This window comes from Wolbachia endosymbiont (group A) of Paraperithous gnathaulax (genome assembly GCF_964028485.1).
Lineage (GTDB): Bacteria > Pseudomonadota > Alphaproteobacteria > Rickettsiales > Anaplasmataceae > Wolbachia > Wolbachia pipientis.
Genome location: NZ_OZ034784.1, coordinates 206,490 through 231,085 on the forward strand (window position 1 = coordinate 206,490; position 24,596 = coordinate 231,085).

Annotated in this window: 17 protein-coding genes and 2 pseudogenes; 10 read left to right on the top strand and 9 right to left on the bottom strand. The window is 35.4% G+C overall.

The features are described from left to right. Positions 1-30: 30 nt before the first annotated feature. The 4 genes and pseudogenes from ABWU74_RS01220 (at position 31) to ABWU74_RS01235 (ending at position 7,364) form a co-directional block, all read left to right on the top strand. A complete protein-coding gene (locus ABWU74_RS01220; RefSeq protein WP_353289342.1) occupies positions 31-2,913 on the top strand; it encodes an FAD-dependent oxidoreductase in 2,883 nt (960 codons plus the stop codon). Between the two features lie 303 nt (positions 2,914-3,216). Continuing rightward, on the top strand, positions 3,217-4,776 hold the full coding sequence (locus ABWU74_RS01225) for a proton-conducting transporter membrane subunit (RefSeq protein ID WP_038228212.1): 1,560 nt from the start codon (positions 3,217-3,219) through the stop codon (positions 4,774-4,776). After that, positions 4,761-6,104 carry a signal recognition particle protein gene (gene ffh / locus ABWU74_RS01230; RefSeq protein ID WP_095742798.1) on the top strand — a complete coding sequence of 448 codons (1,344 nt, stop codon included), beginning with the start codon at positions 4,761-4,763 and terminating at the stop codon, positions 6,102-6,104. Before ABWU74_RS01225 ends, ffh begins: the two co-directional genes overlap by 16 nt. A 427-nt stretch (positions 6,105-6,531) precedes the next feature. After that, positions 6,532-7,364, top strand: a pseudogene (locus ABWU74_RS01235) (IS5 family transposase). 26 nt (positions 7,365-7,390) lie between these two features. Here ABWU74_RS01235 and ABWU74_RS01240 read toward each other — a convergent pair. The 4 genes and pseudogenes from ABWU74_RS01240 to ABWU74_RS01255 form a co-directional block, all read right to left on the bottom strand. Further along, a pseudogene (locus tag ABWU74_RS01240) lies at positions 7,391-8,019 on the bottom strand (hypothetical protein); the annotation flags it as partial. A gap of 73 nt (positions 8,020-8,092) precedes the next feature. After that, positions 8,093-8,914: an AAA family ATPase gene (locus tag ABWU74_RS01245; RefSeq protein WP_038199127.1), complete on the bottom strand. Its 822-nt coding sequence runs from the start codon at positions 8,912-8,914 to the stop codon at positions 8,093-8,095. A gap of 17 nt (positions 8,915-8,931) precedes the next feature. Then, positions 8,932-9,519 (bottom strand): L-threonylcarbamoyladenylate synthase, encoded by a 588-nt coding sequence (locus tag ABWU74_RS01250; protein WP_353289343.1) that lies wholly within the window; start codon positions 9,517-9,519, stop codon positions 8,932-8,934. Positions 9,520-9,637: 118 nt separating this feature from the next. Further along, positions 9,638-10,108 (bottom strand): hypothetical protein, encoded by a 471-nt coding sequence (locus ABWU74_RS01255; RefSeq protein ID WP_010082479.1) that lies wholly within the window; start codon positions 10,106-10,108, stop codon positions 9,638-9,640. Between the two features lie 75 nt (positions 10,109-10,183). Between ABWU74_RS01255 and miaA the strand changes: the two genes are divergently transcribed. Further along, positions 10,184-11,077 carry a tRNA (adenosine(37)-N6)-dimethylallyltransferase MiaA gene (gene miaA, locus ABWU74_RS01260; RefSeq protein WP_264329657.1) on the top strand — a complete coding sequence of 298 codons (894 nt, stop codon included), beginning with the start codon at positions 10,184-10,186 and terminating at the stop codon, positions 11,075-11,077. Between the two features lie 12 nt (positions 11,078-11,089). Here the strand turns inward: miaA and ABWU74_RS01265 are convergent, their stop codons facing one another. Then, the gene (locus tag ABWU74_RS01265) at positions 11,090-11,887 is read right to left on the bottom strand and encodes a hypothetical protein (protein ID WP_353289438.1); all 798 of its coding nucleotides are present in this window, start codon (positions 11,885-11,887) and stop codon (positions 11,090-11,092) included. 296 nt (positions 11,888-12,183) lie between these two features. Between ABWU74_RS01265 and recG the strand changes: the two genes are divergently transcribed. Next, positions 12,184-14,205, top strand: a complete 2,022-nt coding sequence (recG, locus tag ABWU74_RS01270) for an ATP-dependent DNA helicase RecG (RefSeq protein ID WP_209472617.1) — start codon at positions 12,184-12,186, stop codon at positions 14,203-14,205. Positions 14,206-14,496: 291 nt separating this feature from the next. Here recG and ABWU74_RS01275 read toward each other — a convergent pair whose 3' ends face one another. Further along, positions 14,497-14,673: a hypothetical protein gene (locus ABWU74_RS01275; protein ID WP_179945715.1), complete on the bottom strand. Its 177-nt coding sequence runs from the start codon at positions 14,671-14,673 to the stop codon at positions 14,497-14,499. A 168-nt stretch (positions 14,674-14,841) separates the two neighbouring features. On the opposite strand from ABWU74_RS01275, the gene terL reads away from it, so the two are divergent. Continuing rightward, the gene (terL, locus tag ABWU74_RS01280) at positions 14,842-16,284 is read left to right on the top strand and encodes a phage terminase large subunit (protein ID WP_353289439.1); all 1,443 of its coding nucleotides are present in this window, start codon (positions 14,842-14,844) and stop codon (positions 16,282-16,284) included. Positions 16,285-16,707: 423 nt separating this feature from the next. Continuing rightward, positions 16,708-19,158, top strand: coding sequence for a type I DNA topoisomerase (topA, locus tag ABWU74_RS01285; protein WP_353289344.1), 2,451 nt, complete (start codon positions 16,708-16,710; stop codon positions 19,156-19,158). Positions 19,159-19,336: 178 nt separating this feature from the next. Here the strand turns inward: topA and ABWU74_RS01290 are convergent, their stop codons facing one another. Beyond that, positions 19,337-20,164: a rhodanese-related sulfurtransferase gene (locus tag ABWU74_RS01290; RefSeq protein ID WP_264705861.1), complete on the bottom strand. Its 828-nt coding sequence runs from the start codon at positions 20,162-20,164 to the stop codon at positions 19,337-19,339. Between the two features lie 129 nt (positions 20,165-20,293). Here ABWU74_RS01290 and ABWU74_RS01295 point away from each other — a divergent pair, with 129 nt between their 5' ends. After that, positions 20,294-21,892, top strand: coding sequence for an ABC transporter permease (locus ABWU74_RS01295; RefSeq protein ID WP_353288389.1), 1,599 nt, complete (start codon positions 20,294-20,296; stop codon positions 21,890-21,892). Positions 21,893-21,902: 10 nt separating this feature from the next. Here the strand turns inward: ABWU74_RS01295 and ABWU74_RS01300 are convergent, their stop codons facing one another. Together ABWU74_RS01300 and apaG are read right to left on the bottom strand one after the other, a co-directional pair. Further along, positions 21,903-22,796 carry an Rpn family recombination-promoting nuclease/putative transposase gene (locus ABWU74_RS01300; protein ID WP_209472536.1) on the bottom strand — a complete coding sequence of 298 codons (894 nt, stop codon included), beginning with the start codon at positions 22,794-22,796 and terminating at the stop codon, positions 21,903-21,905. Between the two features lie 177 nt (positions 22,797-22,973). Continuing rightward, entirely contained in the window at positions 22,974-23,375 is a 402-nt protein-coding gene (apaG, locus tag ABWU74_RS01305; RefSeq protein WP_353289345.1) for a Co2+/Mg2+ efflux protein ApaG, read from the bottom strand. A 96-nt stretch (positions 23,376-23,471) separates the two neighbouring features. Here apaG and ABWU74_RS01310 point away from each other — a divergent pair, with 96 nt between their 5' ends. Continuing rightward, complete coding sequence (locus ABWU74_RS01310) at positions 23,472-24,536, top strand: 5-(carboxyamino)imidazole ribonucleotide synthase (RefSeq protein ID WP_010082017.1); 1,065 nt, start codon at positions 23,472-23,474, stop codon at positions 24,534-24,536. The last annotated feature ends 60 nt before the right edge of the window (positions 24,537-24,596 follow it).

Here is a 24,596-nt window from a genome sequence, read left to right on the forward strand (position 1 = left end):
GAAACAGCATGTACACTTTATAGTATAGCAATGAAGCTGAATTTCAAAATCTCATTTTCGAATCTATATACTCGCAATGGATTAACAAAATTAGATGAGACATTTTTGAATTATATTAAATCATGTGATGAGAGCTTGCTTTGTTCATTAATTGAAGCAAGAGAAAAAGCAGCTTCTTCTTCGATGTCATCCCAGTGTCACCTCCCATCATCCCAGTGTCACCCCCCGTCATCCCAGTGCTTGACACTGGGATCTAGAAAACAAGAAGAACGGTCAGCTACTTGGATGACAGATAGCCAGCTCATTATAGACCTTTCGTACTTACTTGATGGATTTATTGCAAAACTTTTCAATATTGAAAAAGAAATAGAGGAGCTAAAGAAAAAGCACAACGACTTTGCTGTAATATATAAATGCAAAAGGTTATTTGTCCAACGCTATGCATTGAAGAAATACACTAATGTGGCGAATATAAATATTACTAACAAACTAAGTCCTTTTCTCACTTTGCCAACAACAGAAAAAAATTTCGCTGAGCAGGTGATGCATTGGTTTGAAGATAAAGAAAATCACAAAGAGGAAATAGAACTTGCGGCACAATATGCAGCGTGGAGAGTGAAAAATAAACAGAGCATATTATTTAGCATACATAAAAAAATTGACCACGAAAACCTCATACCATTTTCTAAAAAAGAAGTAGACAAAGTTGAAGTGCTGTATTCAAATGAAGTAAAAAGACGATACGGTTTTGACCTAACAAGTGAAAAGGCTAGTTTAGATAAAGCATTGGATAATGCTCACTACTGCATATTTTGTCATAAGCAAAGTAAGGATAGCTGCTCAAAGGGGCTAATTAATGATGACAATACTTTCAAAAAGTCTCCACTTAGAGTTGAACTGCACGGCTGCCCACTAGAGCAGAAAATATCAGAAATGAATCTGGTGAAAAGCGAAGGGTACAGCATAGCAAGTCTTGCAATTGTGATGATAGATAACCCATTATGCGCGGCTACTGGACACAGAATATGCAATGACTGCATGAATTCGTGCATATATCAAAAACAAGAACCCGTAAATGTGCCAGCAATTGAAACAAGGATTCTGGATGATGTGCTCAGTTTACCGTACGGATTTGAAATATATTCTCTGCTCAGCCGTTGGAATCCTTTAAATTTTCAGCGTTCATTGCCAAGAGGAAACACTGGAAAAAACGTTCTAGTTGTAGGCCTTGGTCCTGCTGGTTTTAATTTAGCTCATCATTTGTTGAATGATGGGCATAACGTTATTGCCATTGATGGACTAAAAATTGAGCCTTTGATCGATAATTTCCAGCTAATTAAAGATTTCAAACACGAAAAATTGAGTGAACGCACGGCAGGAGGGTTTGGTGGGGTGGCAGAATATGGCATTACTTCTCGGTGGGATAAGAATTACTTAAAGATTATTAGATTACTGCTGGAAAGACGTGAGAATTTCGTACTTTATGGAGGCATTCGTTTTGGTGGCACGATTAATGCTGATGACGCGTTCAACTTGGGTTTTGATCACATCGCCCTAGCACTTGGCTCTGGTAAGCCACGAATGATCAAAATAAAAAACATACTAGCTCGTGGAGTACGCATGGCATCTGATTTTCTGATGTCGTTACAACTGACTGGCGCTCTTAAATTTGATTCTATAGCAAATCTGCAAGTTCGTATGCCGATAGTTGTCATAGGGGCGGGGCTTACTGCGATTGACACTGCCACTGAAGCTTTAGCGTATTATCCAATTCAAGTAGAAAAATTTCTTCTTCGTTATGAGATATTAGTTGATAAGTATGGAAAGGACTGTGTTGAAAAAGATTGGACAGAAGAAGAGCGCGAAATTGCGAATGAGTTTATATCGCACGCACAATTGATCCGAGAAAAGCAAAAGTTAACAAAAAAAGAGAATAGAGAAATAAAAATATTAGAGTTAATGCAGAGCCTCGGGGGAGTGAAAGTTATATATAGAAAAGAGCTAAAAGATTCACCGAGTTATCGATTAAATAGCGAAGAGGTGCAAAATGCACTGTCAGAAGGAATTTACTTTATTGAAAACTTAGAGCCAGTTGAAGTTGTGACGGATAAATATAACCATGCTGAGTCAATAAAACTGATAGACACAAAATCCGGCGAAATCAAACGTATAAAAGCACGTTCTATTTTTATAGCAGCAGGTACTGAGCCAAATACAGTTATTGCAACAGAAGATAAAAAGCATTTTAAATTAAGTAATGGGTATTTTACTCATTTGAATTCATCAGGAAAAGAAATAGACCCAATATTTTCTCCTAAAATGCAAAATAAAGATAGAATATTAGTGTATAAGCAAGGCAATAAAACAATCAGCTTTTTTGGTGATCTTCACCCTTCGTATAGTGGCAGCGTCGTGAAAGCTATGGCAAGTGCTAAAAACGGCTACCCTATTATTTCTCAGCTTTTGAGTGGAGTTAATAGCTTCGTTTCTGTCATTCCAGTGTGTGATGTTGTGGGCCAGAAAAAAAATGCGTGGTCAAGTGTTGAAGACCTGGCTAATAAAGAATTATTTAATAGAATCAAAGAGCAATTCACTGCAAAGGTTATAAAAGTTCAATATTTAACAGACAAAGTTGTGGAAATAGTGATCAAAGCACCACTTGCGGCAAAGAATTTTAAGCCTGGGCAATTCTTTAGATTGCAAAATTTTGAAACCAATGGCAGAAAAGCCAATAATACAAACCTTGCTATGGAAGGTATAGCCGTAACCGGCACTGAAGTAGACAAAAAAAAAGGAATTATTTCCACTATTGTGCTGGAAATCGGCGGCTCCACTAATTTATGCAGACACTTAAGAGAAGGCGAGCAAATAATTCTTATGGGCCCAACTGGCAGACCTACTGAGGTTTACTAAGTCTCAATATTAAAGTGATGCCAAATTTTATTTCAAAAAGTAAATAATTTACTAACGCTCGTGCACAAATTAAAAATAAATTATGCACGAGTGTAGCGTTATGAATTAGGAGTGCTATATTAAAGCTTACCTCACTATTAAAGCTATCGGTCAGATTAGATTAAAAACCTAATCTGACCGGTTTCTCTATAACCCTCTAAACTCTGATATAATTATATGATAATTAGTTTAATTAGTGGTTAATATGCAAATTGATTTTATTCATATATTGAGATAGCATAAACCATATTGGTTTTAATTATTGTGCAACTTTATAAATCGTCACTGTTACTTCTACTGACTGTATTAATAGTTATAGTCCTAAAATTACCTGAAAATTTGAGCATTGCAGTAAATTGGTCTCTCCCAATTCTAGATTTTGATTTATCTTTTCGTACCATACTAATATCTTTTTTATCAGTTGCATTTTTAGCTGTTCTACCAGCACAAAATTTGACTTTTTCAGAGATGCTATCTTTTGCTGCTTACACTATTAGTTCACTTTATGCAGTTTTATCTGAACATATGATATTGGTTATAATATTCTGTGAATTAATGACCATCAGTGCATTTTTTATTATCGCAGCTAGCTGTAGAGATAGTGGACCTGCAATAAGGTACGCTTGTGTACACTTTTTCGTTGGAGTTATATTAATAGCAGGATTGGCACTTCAAAGCACTAACCTGATAATTTTGGGTTTATTGATAAACTGCGCTTGTTTTCCTTTTTCATTTTGGGTTGTTGATGCATATCCTGCTGCATCGCTACATGGCACCACATATCTCTCTTTATTTACCACTAAAGTCTCTTTTTTAGTGATGCTTTTACACACTTATAACCTATGGCAAGATTGTACTGAAATATTAGCGCTTGTAGGCGCCATCACTGCAATTTACAGCATTATATTTGCTTCTCTTGAGCAAAATATTCGCAGATTTTTATGCTATAACGTTGTAGGACAAATGGGCTTGCTGATTATTGCAGGAAGTTTGCTCAGTCCTTCGGAAAAAGCAATACCAATTTTGATACTGCATATAATCTTCTCTCTTGTTTATCAATCATTATTGTTTGTGGTCAGTAATTCGATTATTTCACAAACAAAAACAATTAGTTTTAATGGAGTGGGTAAACTGATGTCAGTGGAAGGCATGTGTGCTATAATCGCAATACTTACAATGGCTGCATTTCCTGGAACCGTTGGATTTATCAGTAAATCATATATCACAGCTGAAATTGAAATGAACACTGTTGCCTTAAAAGGGTATAAAAATTTATATAAGCTTCTAAATTTGCTGCTTCATTTAAGCGTGGGGCTAAAGTTTCTTTATTACTTATTTATTGCAAAAAGTAAGTCAAAACCTTTAGCAGAGAGAGGAAGCAAAATGACTATGATTATTTTAGCATTTATATGCGTAATCGCTGGCAATCCTTACTTACCTATTTACAATAAACCTTCGATTTTCGATTTTGTGTACAACACAAAAAATATTTGGTCGCAATTTAATTTATTACTATGTACCACTTTATTGTTTATTCCTTTACGCAAGTTATTTTACCCGAGAGTAAATTTTAAAATGGATGTTGATTGGATTTTTAGAGCTTTCATACCCTATATTATCTTGCTGTTCAATCAGTTAGTCTCTAAAACTAGAGAAATGTTTGCCAGCGTAGTGCAAAACTTGACTAATCCACTTGTTGGTTTATACTTTAATAATATTACTAAACTTAAAGAAGTGCTGAGTTATAACTCAGTGAGTTTTGTTTCAGCTTCTTCTCTCTTTTTAATGAGTATTCTACTAATGCTATTATGTTTAAATCGTTAACTGAAAGTTTAAATTCTGTATTTAGTAAACTGAGAGGAAAGTCAATCATTTCTGAAGATGATTTTAATCTTGCCATGCGTGAAATACGCATAGCCTTAATTGAAGCTGACGTTTCACTTGAAGTTGCAAAAAAATTCATCAACGACATTAAAGATAAAGTGATTGGGGAAAAAGTCATAAAAAGTGTTTCTCCAGCACAAATGATAATTAAAATTGTACAGGATAATTTAGTTGCAGTTCTCGGATCAGAGAAAAGTGACTTAAATCTAGCAGTTAAACCCCCTGCTGTGATTATGATGGTGGGCTTACAAGGTGCAGGTAAAACAACTACCTCAGGAAAGCTTGCTTTAAAACTAAAAAAGCAAAAGAAAAAAGTGATGCTTGCCTCTTTAGACATTTATAGGCCTGCTGCCCAGAAACAACTTGAAGTGCTAGGTAAACAAATAGATGTGCAAACTTTACCTGTAGTAATAGATGAGAAGCCCATTACAATTACAAAAAGGGCAATAGCAATAGCAAAGAACGATAATTATGATGTATTAATACTAGACACTGCAGGCAGGCTTCATATTGACAATAATATGATGAATGAGTTGAAAGCCGTAAAGGAAATAGCTTCACCTGCAGAAGTTATTTTAGTAGCCGACGCAATGATAGGCCAGGATGCGGTCAACATTGCCAAATCATTCAATGAGGTAATAGGTGTAACCGGCATTATTCTCACCCGTGTTGATGGTGATGCACGTGGTGGTGCTGCTCTTTCTATGAAAATGATCGCCGATTGTCCAATTAAATTTATTGCTTGTGGTGAAAAATTAAGTGACCTCGATGATTTTTATCCCGATAGAATTGCAAAAAGGATACTTAGCATGGGTGATGTTGTCTCATTGGTTGAAAAAGCTGCTGAGATTGTTGGTCAGGAAGAAATTGATAAGTTACAAAAGAAAGTGAAAAAAGGTAAATTCGACCTAAACGACCTAGTGGGAATGTTAAAAACTCTGAGTAAAATGGATGGCATTAGCAACATAATGAAATTCATTCCTAGTTCATTTACAAAAAAGCTAAGTAGCAGTGTGCCAGATGACAATAAAGTGAAAAAATATATAGCCATCATAAACTCAATGACTGAAAAAGAAAGGCAAAATCCAGATATTTTAAATGGCAAAAGAAGACTTAGAATTTCTAAGGGGTCCGGAACAACTGTAACTGACATTAATCTTCTAATTAAGCAGTATAATCAAATGAGCTCTATGGTAAATAAGTTCAGTAAAGTTGACCATAGTAAACTCAAAGAATCTGATTTGATGGATATGCTAAGCAGAAAGTAAGTCAGCAGGTAGTGGAATGAGACAAATCATCAGTAAACCTTTAGCTATATCAAAAGCGGCTTAGGTCTCGCAAAAAAATTTACAGCTTCTTGCTAGCCAAGAAATTTATTATTAATTTTAAGAAATACTATAGCTGACCCAAGCAACACGTCATACCGCCGCGGTATCTCTAGATCCCGCTAACACGTAGCGGGATGACGAGGCTTACCTTATCGGATTGTTTCAACACGTCATACCGCAATTCATTCGCGGTATCTCATCCGCTAACAAGCAGCGGGATACTATCTACACCGTCATACCGCGATTCATTCGCGGTATCTCATCCGCTAACAAGAGATCCCGCTAACAAGCAGCTGGATGACGAGTTAGAGGTTGTCCGGAAACAAGTAAAAGGCTATAATATCTGAAATTTTAGTACGGGGTAAAGATGAGAAAAAAGTATCCAACAGATCTAAGCGAAAGGGAATGGGCAAGAATAGAAAAACACTTCAGAGTATCATACAAGAAAGGAGGAAGGCCGCCAAAGTATAGCAAAAAAGAAATATTAGAAGCAATTTTCTATGTATTGCGTACAGGGTGTCAATGGCGGTATTTACCAAATGATTTTCCGCTATGGAAGACTGTGTATGAGCAGTTCAGGCAATGGAAGAAGCAGGGAATTTTTGAGAAAATGAATTATGAAATTACAAAATATAGTAGAAGAAAAATAGGAAGGAATGAGCAGCCGAGTGCCTGTATAGTAGATAGTCAATCTGTAAAGACTACAGAAAAGGGGGGATCAAAGGCTATGATGGAAGTAAAAAAGTAAAGGGTAGAAAAAGGCATATAATTACAGACACTCAGGGTTTTATACTAGGTTGTTACGTAGGCGCTGCTAACGAAAATGATAGAGATGGTATTAAAATAGCATTAAACAATATGAGAACAAAATATACTAAAGTTAAAAAAATGTGGGCTGACATGGGATACCAAGGAAGAAATTTAAAGAATCACATAAAGGAAGAATATGACATAGATATTGAAATTGTTAAAAGGCCTCCATGTAGATTTTGGGTGCACAAAGATACGCCACCTGAGCTACTACCAACAAGAGAACAAGGGTTTAAAGTACAGCCAAGAAGATGGGTTGTAGAAAGGACTTTTGCTTGGGTTAATAGGAATAGAAGGCTATCGAAGGAGTATGATTTACTCACAACATCCACTGAGAATTTCATATACCTAGCTATGAGTAGGGTTATGTTAAAGAGGGAATATGCTTGAATTTACTAGTTTCCGGACAACCTCTAATGTAATTTATTTTGATCATCAAAATAACCAAATTCATCAGCAAAGGTTCCCACTTTTCTACCTTTACCACTTTTGACTAGCTCAAATAGATCAATTACATGGTTTTGGGATCCAGGCTCAATAGGCCCTTCTGCAGCAAAAAATTTAGGTGCATGACCAATGTATTCCTTAAATTTTAGATTATGAGTCTTTTTTACACTACCAAAATCCACAAATTTATATTCATCTGAAATACCAGAATATTGTGGATCATACTTTTTATATTCAAAAAACTCATTACCTAAAAAATTACAAAACGTTAATTTATAATTATCATGATCGGATTTTACGACTTTAAGGTAATGAAAATCTCCAGGAATCTTTACTTCCTCTTCCGTAATATGATTACGTACAACAAGCTCACCATTTAGCATATGATAGCCAATTTTTGGCAAGTAGCTATATTGATTGTCTTGTTTAGCTTAAAATTTGCTTCATAAATGCCACTTAACAACTCCTTTCCTTTTTCTAGGGTTATGTCTTGATCTGAAGCTATATTCTTAATTAAGCTTAATTTTTTCTGCATGTTCAATATGGCTTTCGTCAAAACTTCTATTGATTGCCATACAGTTAATTTATTATCAGTCAAATTATATACTTCGAGTATTAAATTAACAGAATTTTATCATGAATTTATGTTAAAAGTATTATACTTTGTAAACTTATGTCATGATATTAACTACATTAGCTAAAACATGCTTTTTATCTAAGTGGAGTTGCTTTGCGGCAACGAAAAGTTCATCTATTTTTTTCCACTGACTTAGCAGAATTTCAACACCATTTACCTCTCTCTTTATGCTTTCTAAAATGAAGGCCTGAATTATATATGATGCTAGTTCTAGTTCGATTTCGCTATTAATTACTTTATTAATCATATTGGGATTCTTTAAATCATGAAGAAATTTATAAAAGCATTTGTATGCTTCATAAGCATCACTACTTATTGTATTTATTATCATTCCTGGCATTCCAGGAAATAAAGTAATCATTTCGTCAAACGTTTGATTATCAAATTTACATTGAGATGAAGCAACTTGCTTTGTTTCATCATAAGTTAATGGGAGTAAATTTAGCTGAAAGCACCTACACCGGATAGTGGTTTGTATATCATATGGCTTATGGCTAATTATAAATATCTTAGAATTTTTTGGCGGCTCTTCTAATATTTTCAATATTGCGTTTTTAGCGTTATTAGTCATTGCCTCTAAGCTATCTATTATAGCTATTTTGTGTTCTGATTGAATGGGACTTAAGTGTAGAAAGTTTTTCATTTCTCTGACTTTTTCTATTCCGATAGTATCACCTTCAACAATGTGTAAGTCCAATGCTACTTCATTATAGTTTTTTATGAGTAACCAATTGGAGAAGGATTTTGCAAGTGTTGCTTTTCCTATACCTTTTTTACCACAGATCAGCCAAGACTGAACAGATAAGTTGTTCATTATTTTTTTTTTGGCTTGGTTGTGGCCTATTACTTTTTTCATTCTTTCTCCTATAGATTTTAGTTTGAAAATGCGTTGTTTACTGTTTGTAATGAAATTGCACCTTCCCTTAAAACCTTAATCTTATCTTCGGTTAAGTCAATAATAGTAGATTCTATACCAGAAACTAGTTCGTCATCTTCAATCACTACAGATAAATGTTGCTTAATGGATTGTGGTATATCGTTTGCCTTACATACACTTTCTTTTCCTGAAATATTTGTACTAGTTGCAACTATTGGAACTTTCAGTTTGTTTAGTATTGAAATTGCAATAGGATGCTCAGGAATTCTGATACTTATACTATCTTTAAAGAATTCGTTTGGCAATATGTTGTTGTTTTTAAGTGGTAAAATATAGGTAATTGGTCCAGGAGAAAAGTGGTTTATTAAATCAATATATCTTTCCTTTACCTTTGCTATTTTTGTCAAATTGTAAATATCACTAACAAATATAGACAGTGGTTTATTTTGAGAGCGTTTCTTTATCTGATATATTTTTCCTATAGATTCATTATCTAGTGCATTACAAGCAAGAGCATACACTGTTTCTGTTGGAAAACACACTAATAAATTGTTCTGTATTGCATTTATTATTTTAGATACCATATAGCTAAAAACTTATTCATAACAACTAGATCAGTTTTGTTGCACTGTATCTTATATAGTAACTGCTAGTTTTTGTAAACGTAATGCAACGCAGCTTACCATTTGTTATGCAGATTTGCTACAACCCAAACTCTTCATTGACTTTATCAATTATTGCCTGTGGTGGATCCTCTCCCCATCCTGAATACAAAATCTCTCCATAGTCTGCAACATCTATAGAGCCAGTTCTGCTTTTTGCTAGAAACATTTCTCTTTTCTCTTTATCAACTAATACATAATGCCACGCTGATTTTCCACGATCTTTACCACGGACTAAGTATATAAGATCTGACCTACTTCTTTTTGTTGCATCAGCAAAAGATCTTTCATTGACAGTTCTGCTTTTACTTTTTATGCCGCCACTTTCAGAAAAAGCTTCCTTGGATTCGGTTTTTTTGCCTGCTAATTCAGAAATTTTCCCTTTTTCCCCTAATGCCCGTTCTTTGGTGTTTTGAGACGAATACTTACTGGAAAAACCTTCCCCTGTACCGCCAGGAGTCCTGTTTGTGAAACGCTTAGTAAATGAATTATTGTCGTTGTTTTCTGCCATAAAAATCTCCAAACTTTAGATTGTAGAATCCAAACTTTTACTACACTTTATCATATGTTAATTAAATTAATATAAATGAAAAATAATATAGTAATTATTACAGGAATTACGGCCTCAGGTAAATCAGAATTATGCGATAACCTGAGAGAAAAATATGGAAATATTAGTATAATAAATTGTGATTCAAAGCAGGTATACAAAGAAATTCCCATAATTACTGCTCAACCACTAAAGCAAGAAGAATTTTATAAATTATATGGTTATGTTTCAGCAAAAGAAAATTATTCCGTGGGTCTATGGTTAGAGGATTTAGAAAAAGAAGTTAATCACGCATTAGAAAATGCTCAAATACCTATCATCACTGGAGGAAGCGGACTTTACATCAGCAGTTTAATCAAAGGCTTATCATCAATGCCACAAATAAGTCAGAAAGTAAGGAAAAATGTAAGCGAATTAAGGAAAAATTTAAGTAAAGAGGAGTTTTACAAATTAGTGCTAAGCAAAGATCCAAGGATTCAAGGTAAAGTATTCATGAATGACTCGCACCGCCTTTCAAGGGCACTTGAAGTTATCACTGAAACTGGCAAGTCGATTTTCGTATGGCAGAAAAATCGACAGCCTCCTTTATTCAATAATTTTAAGATATATACAATTTTGCCTAAACGTGAGGATGTATACCAAAAAATAAATTCTCGTTTTATCAAAATGATTGAAAATGGAGCAATTGATGAAGTAAAAAAGCTACTTAACATGAACCTAGCCCCACATTTGCCAGCTATGAAAGCACACGGAGTGCCAGAAATTATAAAGTACTTGAAAGGTGAGATTACTTTAGACGAAGCGATACAGATTGCTCAAACCAATACAAGACACTACGCGAAACGTCAGTATACTTGGTTTAAAAATCAATTTCCGAGTTCTAAAGTAATTGATTGTGCAAATAAGCTTACAGAGATTGAGATATCTTAATCATTATCAAGGCTAAGTCCTACCCTTATCGTGGGTAAGTGACTCTACACTGTTCACTTTCAGTTGCTTATCCAAGTCATGCTCTATTTTCAACTTAAATCCTAGCTTCTCGCAGAATTCGTAAAAATACTCCTTAATGACATCAAATAAATTTCTGCCATCAATTTTGTAATCTCTCAATTTTCGAGGAACAGTGAGCGACAATTTACCATCTTCATATGTTACATCTTTGTCACCTTGAGACTTAAGTGTGAATTCTAGCGAGCTATCCAATTTACATAATTCTTCTTCCAGTTCTGCAAAAGTGCGAACTGCAATTTTTTCTTCAATTCTGATTGCCGCATGACTTGGATCACTACAATTAATATGTGTTACATGATTAGACTGAAACAATAACCCATATGTTTCAGCTAAATGAAGGATAGGTCCTCCTTTACCATACAATGCACCCACATAAGCAGCCTGGTTACAATTAGTGATTAGTTCTTCTAGAATAGAATCATTTGGAACTTCTGCTTCAGCATATTCAAATAGCTCTGTAAAAACTTGTTTTACAAATTGGCGGTACTTATTTTTGTCATTTGAAATGAGGTTGGTATGTTTATTATATAATTCATCAACAAGCTCTTTTGTTATAACTTTGTTCTGAGTAACAAGTTTCATTCTTGGAAGATCTACGTACATAGTTGCACCAGAATTCGCTTCAGCATTATCTTTACCAGCCCTCAACCTGCTAAAACCAAACTTTTCTGCTTGAGCTCTTAGTGTAACTATTGGATTTTCCTTTTCTTTTGGTGTAGAGCTGTTCATCATTAATACCTTGATATAGACTGCTAATGGTATAATAATACATAAAAATGATTAATAAGTTAATAAAATACCTACTATAAGCCCTATGATAGCAAATATAGTTAGAGGTAACTTAGGCTTACCGACGATTTTAAAAACAACAAATTCGTCATTCCGTTACGTGTTAGCGGCTGAGATACCGCGAATGAATCGCGGTATAACGTTAGAGAGCTGTGCTAGCTATAGTGCATACCTGACCATAAGGTGACAAGATTTTAAAAAGGCTCTATAACAGTTTTACACATGTATGAATCTCAATGAGCAATCAGATTTTTCTAAATAGCAGGCTGGAGAATATACCTAAATTTCATTCCGCAATATTACCTAAACTTTGTGGTGGGGACAAGGTGGTGGATCTGCTGTTTTATAAGCCACTTAGTTATGTGGATAGAAGCAAGTTACTATCTGATGCTCGAGTTGGAGAATTTACAACTTTCATTGCAAAAGTTTATGAACATCAGTCGCCCACTTTTAGAGGTAGACCATATAAAATAGTCGTTGAAAGTGAGAGTCAGTATATATTCATAGTCTTTTTTAATTACTCAGTTAAGTATTTATATAAACTATTTCCAATTGGAGCGAATGTGATCATCAGTGGCAAACTCGAAAAATTTGCTGAACATTGGCAAATTACTCATCCAGATTACGTGTCGCTTGACATCAACCAATTTAAAGAAATAGCTTGCATAGAGCCAGTTTACCAATTATGCCGTGGCATTACCAATAAGCGCATTGGGAACATAATAAGCTCTAATCTAAAGGAATTGCCTGATTTACCAGAGTGGATAGATGATACATTAATCAAGCAAAAAAAATGGTTAAGTTGGAGGGAAAGCATCATAAAGTTGCACAGACCAAGCTCATTGGCGGAAGCTGAGGTTTGTAGAAAAAGGCTTGCTTATGATGAATTGTTTGCGTATCAGCTAGCGCTGAAACTTGCAAGAAAAAATCATGTGAAAGAAAGGGGAAGAGAATTTATAATATTGAGTAAATACAAAGAGCAAGTTTTAAATGAATTGTCGTTTCAATTAACAAATGATCAAACTCGTGCAATAGATGAGATCTCAGAGAGACAAAAATCCAAGTATCGCATGATAAGCTTGCTGCAAGGTGATGTTGGTAGTGGCAAAACCGTAGTTGCACTTTTTGCAATGATAAATGTGGTAGAAAACAACATGCAGGCAGCTCTAATGGCACCGACTACTATCTTGGCGGAGCAACATTATAATTGGATTGAGGAAGTTTTATCCTGTACCGATATAAAAGTTGCGCTGCTTACTGGTAAAACTTCGCGCAAGGAAAGAAAGATTATCATGAACGAACTTGCAAGTGGTGTTTTAAATATAGTGATTGGCACTCATGCACTATTTCAAGCTAACGTTACATTTAAAAATTTAGGGCTTGCAGTCATAGACGAGCAACAGCGATTTGGAGTGATGCAGAGAAATCGCTTGGTAGGAAAAGGAGAAAATGCCGATATACTTTTCGTTACTGCAACTCCCATTCCAAGAACCTTGCAGCAAGCTATGTATGGTGATGTTGAATGTTCAATTTTGAAAGAAAAACCAAAATCCAGATTGCCAATAAAAACTGTAACTATGAACATTAGTAGGGTGCCAGATGTTATTGAAAAGCTAAAAGGTGCTATAAACAGGGGCGAAAAAGCATATTGGATTTGTCCATATATAGAAGAAAACGAAGAGACCAATATTGCTGCAGCAGAGATGCGTTTTCAGGAATTACAAAAAACATTTCTTGATAAAGTCGGGATAATACACGGAAAATTGACTCAGGAGCAGAAAGATCAAGTTATGTTTTCCTTCAAAAGGAATGAATTTTCTCTGCTTGTTGCAACCACTGTGATAGAAGTTGGTATAGATGTGCCAGATGCAACCATCATGATTATAGAAAATGCAGAGCAATTTGGGTTATCACAATTGCATCAGTTAAGAGGCAGAGTAGGGCGAGGAAACAAGCCATCTTTTTGTGTATTATTATACGATAATTTAAGTAAAAGCTCATCTTCAAAGTTAAAGATCATGTGTGAGTCACAAGATGGATTTTACATTGCTGAAAGGGATATGATGCTAAGAGGCAGTGGAGATATTTTAGGCACAAAACAATCAGGATGTATGGAATTTAAATTTGCTGATTTATATCAGGACAAAGAGCTGCTCAATCTCGCGTATAATAACGCAAAAGGCGCAATGGCTGATTTTGAATTACTGCTTGATATATTTGAATATAGGAGTAGATTACATTTTTCAAAATTTCAGTAGAAAAACCAGGTAGCCCGCAGAAACAAAAAAACTTACTTGACACCCTTCGCCAGCGCCCTTATCATGATAGTGAAGCTATTGTATTTGCTTTCGCCAATCTGCAGATTAAAAGGTAAGGATTACTTAATGTATCGGCGTCTTATGTTCAATTTTTTGCAGTATATAGATACTGTATGTCTTTACAAAACTTCATCTACATCTAGATTTTTATCTAAATAAGCTGAACGCGCTTACAAAGCGTTACAAGACATCAAAAAATGCCAATACTCGACAGAGATAGTAAAAGACTAGCTAACTCGGGGATTCTTTGTCTTTTTTTCTGCTTAGTAAATTTCTTAAACGTTTGCAGCGTAAGTTAGTTGCAATTAAAAGCAGCTGAATTTCGCTTGTCAAGCGTTTAAAACATAAAAAACGCCAATATTTTAAAGCGGATAATAACCACGGGGCTTCTTTTGCCTTTTTTTTCATTTGGTAAATTTCTTAATGTTTGTGGCTAAACAACAACCGTCATCCCGCTACGTGTTAGCGGGATCTATGTTAAGAGATACCGCGGCGGTATGACGGTTAAGTAGGGTGTCATCCCAGTGCTCCTTTTTTTGTCATCCCAGCGTCACGCGCTGGTTTCAACATTATATCATGAACTTTCTAAAATTCATTGAGTTATGCTTTCAAACGGTAGTGCCGGGGTGTGAGTATAATGATTATCAGTATATAAAAGTCATATCAGACAGACTTGAAGCGGCAAATGTTGGCAAAATGAGGCGAATAATATTCAATATGCCTCCGCGCTCGATGAAGTCCATGTGCATAAGCGTTGCGTGGCCCGCATGGATACTGGGAAACCAACCAACTGCGAGAATAATAGTTGCAAGTTATTCTCAGCGGCTCAGCGAAAAGCACTCGCTCGACACCAGGTGCGTGATGCAGTCTAGTTGGTATAGAGCGCTATTTCCAGAGATAGAACTATCCAAAGACCAGAATACCAAATATAAATTTCAAACAGTGCAGAGAGGATACAGAATCGCAACATCAGTTGGTGGAACACTAACTGGTGAAGGTGGTGATTTTATCATTGTGGACGATCCGCTCAGTTCTGCTCAAGCTTTGAGTGAAACGCTTAGAAAGCGTGCCACAAACTGGTTTGATCAGACTTTAGTAACCAGGCTGAACGATAGAAAAAAAGGAGTCATCGTTCTTGTAATGCACAGGCTACACCAGGAGGACTTAACCGGACACCTTCTCTCCAAGCCAAAAAATATATGGCATCATATTTGCTTACCGATGATTTCTGAAAATAAGAAGATTATCTATTCAATCAAAAAGCCAGCGCATCCTGTTTCTGTCATCCAAGTAACTACAACCAGTAATAAAACAGCATCGCGTGCTAGACCTGCAAAGATGTTATACTCAAGAGAAGAAGGCCAGCTATTATATCCCCTCTATGGAGGAAAAAAAGAAGTTAAGATGATAAAAGTCGAACTTGGGAGTTACGCTTTTGCTGCACAATATCAACAGAACCCTCTGCCACTTTCAAGTGGTATAATTAAACGAGAGTGGCTAAAGCGCTATAAAAATGTTCCTGATAATCTCTCGCATGTAACACAAAGTTGGGATACTGCGGTTTCAACAAGCGACATGAGCAACTTTAGTGTCTGCACCACCTGGGCAAAAATAGATAATAAATTCTATTTACTTGATGTATATCGCGCAAAGCTTGAGTATCCAAAGCTTAAAGAACAGGTTTTGTCACTAGCTGCAAGATGGTCACCACACGCAATTTTGATTGAAGCAAAAACGAGTGGTCAGCAATTGGTGCAAGAGCTAAAGACAAACAGTGATTTACCGATTATTGAAATAGTGCCACATGATGACAAGCTCACTCGATTTCATCAAATTGTTCCGATTATAGAGTCTGGCAAGGTTTTTCTGCCGCACCAAGCAGTATGGCTGAACGATTTTGAGTATGAGATTTTAATGTTTCCTGAAACTCGACACGATGATCAAGTGGATAGTACCGTGCAATATTTGCAGTGGGTGAGAAACAGTACCTCCAGGGTTGCAGCTATACGAGCATTGTGATTTGAATCCACTAGGGATGACACCCTCTTGGATGGAGACCAGTGTCAGCTACTTTCATGACACCCTGACAACCGTCATCCCGCTACGTGTTAGCGGGATCTATGCTAAAAGATACCACGGCGGTATGACGTAGAACTGCTGCTTGTTAGCTGATGAGATACCGCGAATGAATCGCGGTATGACGGTTCGCGGCAGCATGACGGTAAGCTCGTCATCCCACTACTTGTTAGCGGGATCTCTTGTTAGCGGATGAGATACCGCGAATGAATCGCGGTATGACGTAGGACTGCTGTCATTCCAGTGTCAGCTACTTTCATGACACCGTCTACTTTGTAAAATTTACAAGAACCATTAAAATATTTTTTTACTTTTCATTGTATATTTCTCAACATATTATCTTTAAGTACTAAAATAATTAACAATATGGCATTATTAATAGTTGAATCACCTGCGAAAGCAAAGACAATAGGTAAATATTTGAGTAAAGAGTTCAAAGTAGCTGCATCCTTTGGACATGTGAGGGATCTTCCAGCAAAAAACGGTTCTGTCGATCCGGATAATGATTTTGCTATAAAGTATGAAACCATTGAAAAAGCAGAAAAGTATATAAAAGAGCTAGTAAAAGCCGCAAGCAAAACATCAGATATATATCTTGCAACAGACCCAGACAGAGAAGGGGAAGCAATCGCTTGGCATGTGATAGAGACATTAAAAGAAAAGAAAGCAATCAGTAATGAAAACAACATTTATAGAGTAGTCTTTAATGAGATAACAAAAAGAGCAGTACAAGAAGCAATAAAAAATCCACGTGAAATTAATATGGATTTAGTGCGTGCACAACAAGCACGTAGAGCTTTGGATTATCTAGTTGGATTTAGTTTGTCACCACTGCTGTGGACAAAATTGTCGGGAAGCAAGTCTGCAGGGCGAGTGCAGTCTGTTGCATTAAAGATTATATGCGAACGAGAAGATGAAATTAGTAAATTTATAACACAGGAGTATTGGAGCATAAAAGCAGAAATGCAAAATAGCAAAGATGAGGCTTTTTTTGCTATGCTAAGCCACTATGACAATAAAAAGCTAGAAAAATTTGATATTAAGAATGAAGAAGAAGCAAAGAACTTAGTCAGGGAGATTGAATCAAGGCAATATGCTGTAAGCACAGTAGAACGCAAGCAAGTTAAGAGAAACCCGCTTCCTCCGTTTATTACTTCAAGTCTTCAGCAAGATGCAGTGAATAAACTGTATTTTAATGTGAAAAGTGTTATGCGCATAGCGCAAAATTTATATGAAGGTATCGATATTGGTGGTGAAACTGTAGGGTTGATAACTTACATGCGTACAGATGGGTTTCATATTGCAGATGAGGCTATAAACTCAATTAGAGGGTCAATTAAGTCATTATATGGTGATAAATATTTACCCCAGTCTCCTCGTAAATATGTAAAAAAGGTCAAAAATGCTCAAGAAGCACATGAAGCAATTCGTCCAACTGATATCAATAGAACGCCGGGTAGTATTAAGGATTACTTAACGCCAGAGCAATTTAAATTGTATGATTTAATCTGGAAAAGGACCATTGCAAGTCAAATGGAGTCGGCGATTCTTGATCAAGTGGTAGTCGAAATTAGTTCTACTGACCAGAAAGTAATTCTGCGAGCAAGTGGATCAAGTATATTCTTTGATGGTTTTTATAGAGTCTACCAAGATAACATAGAAGCCGAAAATGAAGGCCTGCTACCTGCCATGAAGGAAGGGGAAGCGTGTAAGCTGATTTCAGTTGAGCCAAAACAACATTTCACTCAACCGCCACCTCGTTATAGTGAAGCAAGTATCGTAAAAAAAATGGAAGAAATCGGTATAGGTCGACCATCAACTTATGCAACAATTATTTCGGTATTACAAGATCGTGAGTACGTTTCATTGGATAGCAAAAGGTTTATTCCAAGCAGCCGCGGTAAAATCGTTACTATATTTTTAGAAACTTTTTTTCAGCGTTGTGTAGAGTATGATTTCACAGCACAAATGGAAGAGAAGCTTGATTTAATTTCAAATGGACATGCAGATTGGAAAAAAGAATTAGGCCACTTTTGGGTGCCATTTTTTGGTCATGTAAACTCTGTCAAGCAAATGACGCATGATGAAGTTTTCAGCGGCATTCACGATTTGGTAATCGATTGGTTTTGTTCAGAAGAAGGAAGAAAAGAGGTGAATACGAAATGCCCTGCTTGCTTAGGTGGCATATTGAAATTGAACTTTGGAAAAGCCGGGGTGTTCCTTGGATGTTCTAACTATCCTGAATGCAACCATACAAAAGAAATTACAGGTAGTAACGACAATTCAGAATATCCAAAAAGTTTAGGTATAGATGATATAACAAACCAAGAAGTGATGATCAAAAAGGGTCCTTTTGGACTTTATCTGGAGTTTAATAACGAGTTAAAAAAGAAAAAAACGGTTTCCATACCAAAAGATATAAATGTTAATGAGATTGATCTGAGCACCGCTACTCAGTTACTTTCCTTGCCAAAAGTAATCGGAGAACACCCTGAAACCGGAAAGGAAGTAAAAATAGGCCTTGGACGATTTGGGTACTATATTTTCTATGATGGTAAATACTTTTCTCTTAAGAAAAGCTCCAAAGAGGTGCTGAATACAGAATTGAGCGAAGTTGTACAAATTATTGCAAACAGTCCACGCAAAGAGTTAAAATCTCTCGGGGTTAATGAAAAGGGAAAAGAAGTTTTTATCTGCAACGGTAGGTACGGATTCTATATAAAATGCGGTAAAACAAACGTTGCTTTGGGCAAGAGTGCAGATATTGAGAGTATAGATCTGGAGAAGGCTTTAGAGTTGATTAAGGGTAAGAAGTAGACTTCTTGCATAACCATTATCTACGTTAAAAATCAGCTTTTTTGTCATTCCAGCGTGTGACGCTGGAATCTAGAAAAAAAGAACCTGGATGCCAGTGTCTGGGCACTGGCATGACACTCTTTCTGGTAGAGGTTGCTCTCAAATCACAACGTGCATACAACTGCAGCAGTATGATGTTTTATTTATTATAGCTATAACACTGAAGTTTACAATCAGAACAAACCACTTGGCCACGTGGAACTGATTTCAGTTTATCAGTTGAAACTTGATTTGAGCAGAATATGCATTTTATTGTGTTGCTTGGAGTAAGTGAGTTATCAACAGCAATTCTATCATCAAAAACAAAACATTCTCCTTTCCAATTACCATTTTTATTATAAGTTTTTTCAAGGTAAGAAAGAATGCCGCCTTTAAGATGGTAAACATCACTAAATCCAAGGCTTTTCATATATGCTGTAGATTTTTCGCATCTAATCCCACCAGTGCAGTACATAGCCACTTTCAGGTCTTTACTCTCAGAAAATGACTCTGTCCACTGAGGAAACTCACGGAAACATTGTGTGTGTGGATTAATTGCATCCTTAAACTTGCCTAATTTCACTTCATACTCGTTTCGTGTATCTATTACTAAAACGTCAGGTTGAGAAGTAAAATCATCCCAATGCTCTGGATCAACATATTTACCCTTAAGGGAAATATCAAGATTGCTTACACCAAGATTCACAATCTCTCTTTTTAATTTTACCTTCATCTTGCTAAATGGTTGATATTCTGCTGCACTCTCTTTCCATGTAAGGTCCCTTAGCCTATAATCAGAACGTAGAAAATCGAATATTTTATCAATTGCGTTTCTTTCACCAGATATTGTTGCATTAACACCCTCTTCTGCAAGGAGTATAGTGCCCTTTAACTCAACGTTGTTGCATGCAGCTTTTATTTCGTCTTTCATGTCATAATAATTAGAGAGTTCTACAAAGTGATAGAAAGTTGCAATGACGAAGCTCATGATTATTCACTTATCAACTAAAAACATGATATACAAAATTATAAAGATATTCAATAGTACGGCTGTTAATTACTGGATATCTTCAGTTTTTACATATAACATTTTAATATAAAATATAGATTCAAATTAATGTTTTTAAGAGTATTTAAAAATATATTCTTATTTTTAGTAAGTATATTATTCGTCTGTCCTATACTATCGTTAATATCAATCTTATTTACAGATTCAGCGAATTCCGAATGGGTAATCAGTACACTTTTTCCTGAATATATACTGAGTACGTTAATTTTGATGGTAGGAGTAGGGGGAATATCTTTCATATTTGGAGTAATTCCAGCTTGGCTCACCACATTTTTTTCATTTCCTGGAAGTAAAATTTTTGAGATTGCTTTATTCTTTCCAATATCGATTCCTGGATATATAGTAGCGTTCGTCTATGTAAATACACTAGAGTTTTCAGGTCCGGTGCAGAGCTCATTAAGAGACATTTTAGAGTGGAGCAAAGGTGACTATTGGTTTCCTGAAATAAAATCCCTAGGTGGTGGAATATTAGTAATGGGATTCAGCCTATATCCATACGTTTATATGTTAGTCCGCTCAAGTCTAAAGAATGTTAGTAACTCAGTCACTATTGCGTCAACACTTGGGTTCTCCTCATTGAAGAGCCTGTTTTCTGTCATCATACCCTCCATACGCCCATCAATTATAGCTGGGTTGTCTTTGGTACTAATGGAAGTAATTACAGATTTCGGCACACCACAGTTTCTTGCTATCGATACTTTCACAACAGGAATATATCGCACCTGGTTTTTACTGCATGACAAATATTCAACTACTGTTTTAGCAGTTGCAGAGTTGATTTTCGTTGCAACACTAATAGCTATCGAAAAAAAACTACAAAAAAAAGGAATATCCTACTCTTCAATCAATACCAATTCAGATTATCACAACAAACGGAGTATAAGTGGCACTATACCATTGATCTTTGCTTATCTTATGTGTGTATTGCCGATATTAATAGGTTTTATTTTGCCAATGATTCCGCTCATATATTGGAGCATAGAGAAGGGGTTTTTCATATATGAAGCAAGATTCTATAACATAATAGCAAATAGCGTTAGTTTATCATTCATCACTGCACTAATCTCAATTAGCATTGCAATAATTATTGGATATACGGCGCGTAAAAATAAGGTAATCAATAATGTAGCACGTCTCATTTCTTTAGGCTACGCAATTCCAAATGCAATTATCGCAATTAGCATAATAATATTTTTAAGCAGAATATCCTCTTTCATTACTCAATATATTGTGGAAATTAGCTTGGTAGGAACTATTGGCGCATTAGTTTACTCATATTTATTTCGTTTTTTTGCTATATCTTTCAAGGCGGTAGAGTTAGGGCTCAAAAAAACACCAAATGAAATTGAGTGGACTGCATATACTATGGGTCATGGACCTATTTCCACATGTTTGAATGTTCATATCCCTCTCATCAAGAAGAGTATATTATCGGGATTTTTGCTCGTATTTATGGATACTATCAAAGAGCTCACAGCAACACTTATTATAAGACCATTTAATTTTGAAACTATATCAACTAGAATATATGAACTTGTAAGCGATGAGCGCTATAGAGAAGCTGCCCCATTTTCGTTAATAATAGTTATAATAGGCTTAATCTCTACAATAACCTTATTTACACTTGATGATAAGGATAAAAAATAAACGTAACCGTTCACAGATTTCCACTTAATTCTTCAATCTCACTAATAGAAAGGCCAGTAAACTTGACAATAGTGTTGACATCAACATTATTAGCCAGCATTGCTTTTGCGACTTCAATTTTCCCTTCAATTTTCCCTTCCTCTTTACCAATTTTTTTGCCTTTTTCAGTAGCAAGATCAAGTCTGTATTCAAGAATGGCTTCTTCTTTGCGTAGATCCATTATCCTTTCTTCATAGGCTACTAAATCTTTTTCGTTCCAACGAAACTTGTCTAACTCATCATACGCCAGCTTTATTATTGGTGCTTTTTCTGCTATCTCTTTTAAGTCCTCTTCTGTTGTTTCTTCTGCATATTTAAAAAAGAAACACCACCTTTCTATTGTACTTTCTAGCTGCTCTACTTTACTTTTTGAAAATTTGGGCAATTCTATAAAGATAAATTGAAAATCTTTTAAGTAATGGCCGTTAGTTTTTATATCACGTATATTGTGAGTAGAAATATAATCAACTTCTTCAGGAAGTAAGTTACAATTTGATATAGCAATAAAGAAGACTTTCTTTAAATCAATGTAGTTGCCAGATTTATCTAATTGTCTTGAGTAGGCTTTAGCGGCATATAATTGAGCGCGTTTTTCGAAGCCCTTGTCTCTAGCGAGCTGCATTTCTGCTATATATCTATTTCCGTGAGAATCCTTGCAGAGAACATCAACAATACTTTGTTTATCAGAGGCAACTTCGGGATCCATAATAGTGCTAAGAAACTCAACTTCTTGTATTGCATTTATCTCAGTAAACCCTAAAATATCGTTCAAAAAGTGGATCAGGATATTCTTATTTTTTTCCGTTCCAAAGATTTTTTTGAAACACAAATCATTGCGAGGATCGAGAAATTTTGAAAGAGCCATGGCAAAAATGCTTGAAAATATTAATAATTATACACTATTATTAACAATTATTCAACCATATTTTTGAAGATAGCTAGTTTCTGTATTTATTTTAAATTGAAGAAAGCTCAAATGAAAGATCGTGCTTTGCTAAAAATCACAGAATGCAGTCTGGTTACAAATAAACTATTTTGACAGTTAATGGGGTCTAGTTTTGATGTATGGACTATCCAAAGAAAAGGGTGGTACCATAACTTCAAAAACTTTTATGCTTTCTTCATTCAGAAATTCATACTTACCCTGCATTATTCCTGACGGTACATTTAAGTATGTTCCACTTGTGTATTTAAATACCTCTCCAGATTTTATCACAGGTTGTTCTCCGATAACACCAACTCCGGCAATTTCATTTACTTTTCCCTTATAATCTATTATTTGCCAATGACGACTTAACAATTGAATAGTTGATTGGCTTTTGTTTTTTATCTTAACGTTATACATCCATACATAGCAATTTTCATAAGGAATGGATTGCTCTTCAATATAAATTGGTAAAACTGTAACTTCAACAAAGTTGGTAGTTAGTGTGTATTCTATCATTATAAAATATTCATGATAAGAAAATAGTATTTTAATTATATACTTTTTTCATAGATTTTTCAAGTATACTTTAATTAGGAAATATCAATTTATAGTATGAATGAACCAGATGCGCTGAGCAAAAAAGTAATAGGAATAATAGGTGGTGGACAATTAGGTAAAATGACTGCTATCGCTGCAACAAAACTTGGACAAAAAATACATGTTTTTGCCAGTGCTAAAGACGATCCAGCTTGTTCTATTGCTGATGATTTCACAATAGCAGATTTCTCTGATAAGAAAGCGCTTGAATCTTTTGCACAGAGTGTGGATTTGGTCACTATTGAGTCTGAAAATATTCCATGTAGTGCAATTGATATCGATGTAAATTTTTATCCGGGTAAAAAAGCGTTACACATTGCGCAAAATAGGCTTAGAGAGAAAGATTTCATTAGAAGCTTGAGTATAAAAACTGCTGAATACAAAAGTATACAAAATTATAATGAGCTACTGAAAAGCAGTAGAGCTTTTGGCTATCCAACAAGGCTGAAAACAACAGAAATGGGTTATGATGGAAAAGGGCAATATGTGCTTGAGAATGATTCTGAAGTGAAGCAATTTGCTTCCTTTGATTGGAATACAGAGTACATTCTTGAAGCAAGTGTTGATTTACTGAAAGAGGTTTCAATAGTCGTTGCAAGAGATAAAAACGGTAAAGTAGCTTTTTTTCCTATAGCAGAAAATTACCACGTTGATGGAATACTTGATACTTCAACAGTGCCAGCTAAAATAGATAGTAAATTAACTCAAGAGGTACAACGAGCTGCAAAGAAAATAGCAAATGCGCTTGATGTAATAGGAATTCTGGCTATTGAATTTTTTGTTACTAAGGATAACGAATTGTTAGTTAATGAACTAGCTCCCAGACCTCACAATTCTTGCCACTGGAGCTTGGATGCATGTAACGTTAGTCAATTTGAACAGCTAGTTAGGATAATATGCGGGCTACCTATGCAGGAAGTAGTATTACGCTTTCCTTGTATGACGAAAAATATAATAGGTAATGATATATATGATTCTCATAAGTATTTGAGCAACGAAAAAGCTAGTTTAACCATATATGGGAAAAAAGAGGTTAGGGATAAGCGTAAAATGGGACATGTCAATATAGATTTAAGTTAACAGTTTTTCTACGTCATACCGCCACAACTGTACGAACATTGTGATATGATGAGATGTTAC

Excerpts from the sequence above, each read along its gene's own strand:
- ABWU74_RS01275 (WP_179945715.1), bottom strand. The coding sequence starts at position 14,673 with ATGAAAAAAAAGGCAAAAGAAGCCCCGTGGTTATTATCCGCTTTAAAA.
- ABWU74_RS01250 (WP_353289343.1), bottom strand. The coding sequence starts at position 9,519 with ATGGTATCTAAAATAATAAATGCAATACAGAACAATTTATTAGTGTGT.
- ABWU74_RS01300 (WP_209472536.1), bottom strand. The coding sequence starts at position 22,796 with ATGGCTCTTTCAAAATTTCTCGATCCTCGCAATGATTTGTGTTTCAAA.
- ABWU74_RS01295 (WP_353288389.1), top strand. The coding sequence starts at position 20,294 with ATGTTTTTAAGAGTATTTAAAAATATATTCTTATTTTTAGTAAGTATA.
- ffh (WP_095742798.1), top strand. The coding sequence starts at position 4,761 with ATGTTTAAATCGTTAACTGAAAGTTTAAATTCTGTATTTAGTAAACTG.
- topA (WP_353289344.1), top strand. The coding sequence starts at position 16,708 with ATGGCATTATTAATAGTTGAATCACCTGCGAAAGCAAAGACAATAGGT.
- ABWU74_RS01265 (WP_353289438.1), bottom strand. The coding sequence starts at position 11,887 with ATGAACAGCTCTACACCAAAAGAAAAGGAAAATCCAATAGTTACACTA.
- ABWU74_RS01245 (WP_038199127.1), bottom strand. The coding sequence starts at position 8,914 with ATGAAAAAAGTAATAGGCCACAACCAAGCCAAAAAAAAAATAATGAAC.
- ABWU74_RS01290 (WP_264705861.1), bottom strand. The coding sequence starts at position 20,164 with ATGAGCTTCGTCATTGCAACTTTCTATCACTTTGTAGAACTCTCTAAT.
- apaG (WP_353289345.1), bottom strand. The coding sequence starts at position 23,375 with ATGATAGAATACACACTAACTACCAACTTTGTTGAAGTTACAGTTTTA.
- miaA (WP_264329657.1), top strand. The coding sequence starts at position 10,184 with ATGAAAAATAATATAGTAATTATTACAGGAATTACGGCCTCAGGTAAA.
- ABWU74_RS01310 (WP_010082017.1), top strand. The coding sequence starts at position 23,472 with ATGAATGAACCAGATGCGCTGAGCAAAAAAGTAATAGGAATAATAGGT.
- recG (WP_209472617.1), top strand. The coding sequence starts at position 12,184 with ATGAGCAATCAGATTTTTCTAAATAGCAGGCTGGAGAATATACCTAAA.
- terL (WP_353289439.1), top strand. The coding sequence starts at position 14,842 with ATGAACTTTCTAAAATTCATTGAGTTATGCTTTCAAACGGTAGTGCCG.
- ABWU74_RS01220 (WP_353289342.1), top strand. The coding sequence starts at position 31 with ATGAAGCTGAATTTCAAAATCTCATTTTCGAATCTATATACTCGCAAT.
- ABWU74_RS01255 (WP_010082479.1), bottom strand. The coding sequence starts at position 10,108 with ATGGCAGAAAACAACGACAATAATTCATTTACTAAGCGTTTCACAAAC.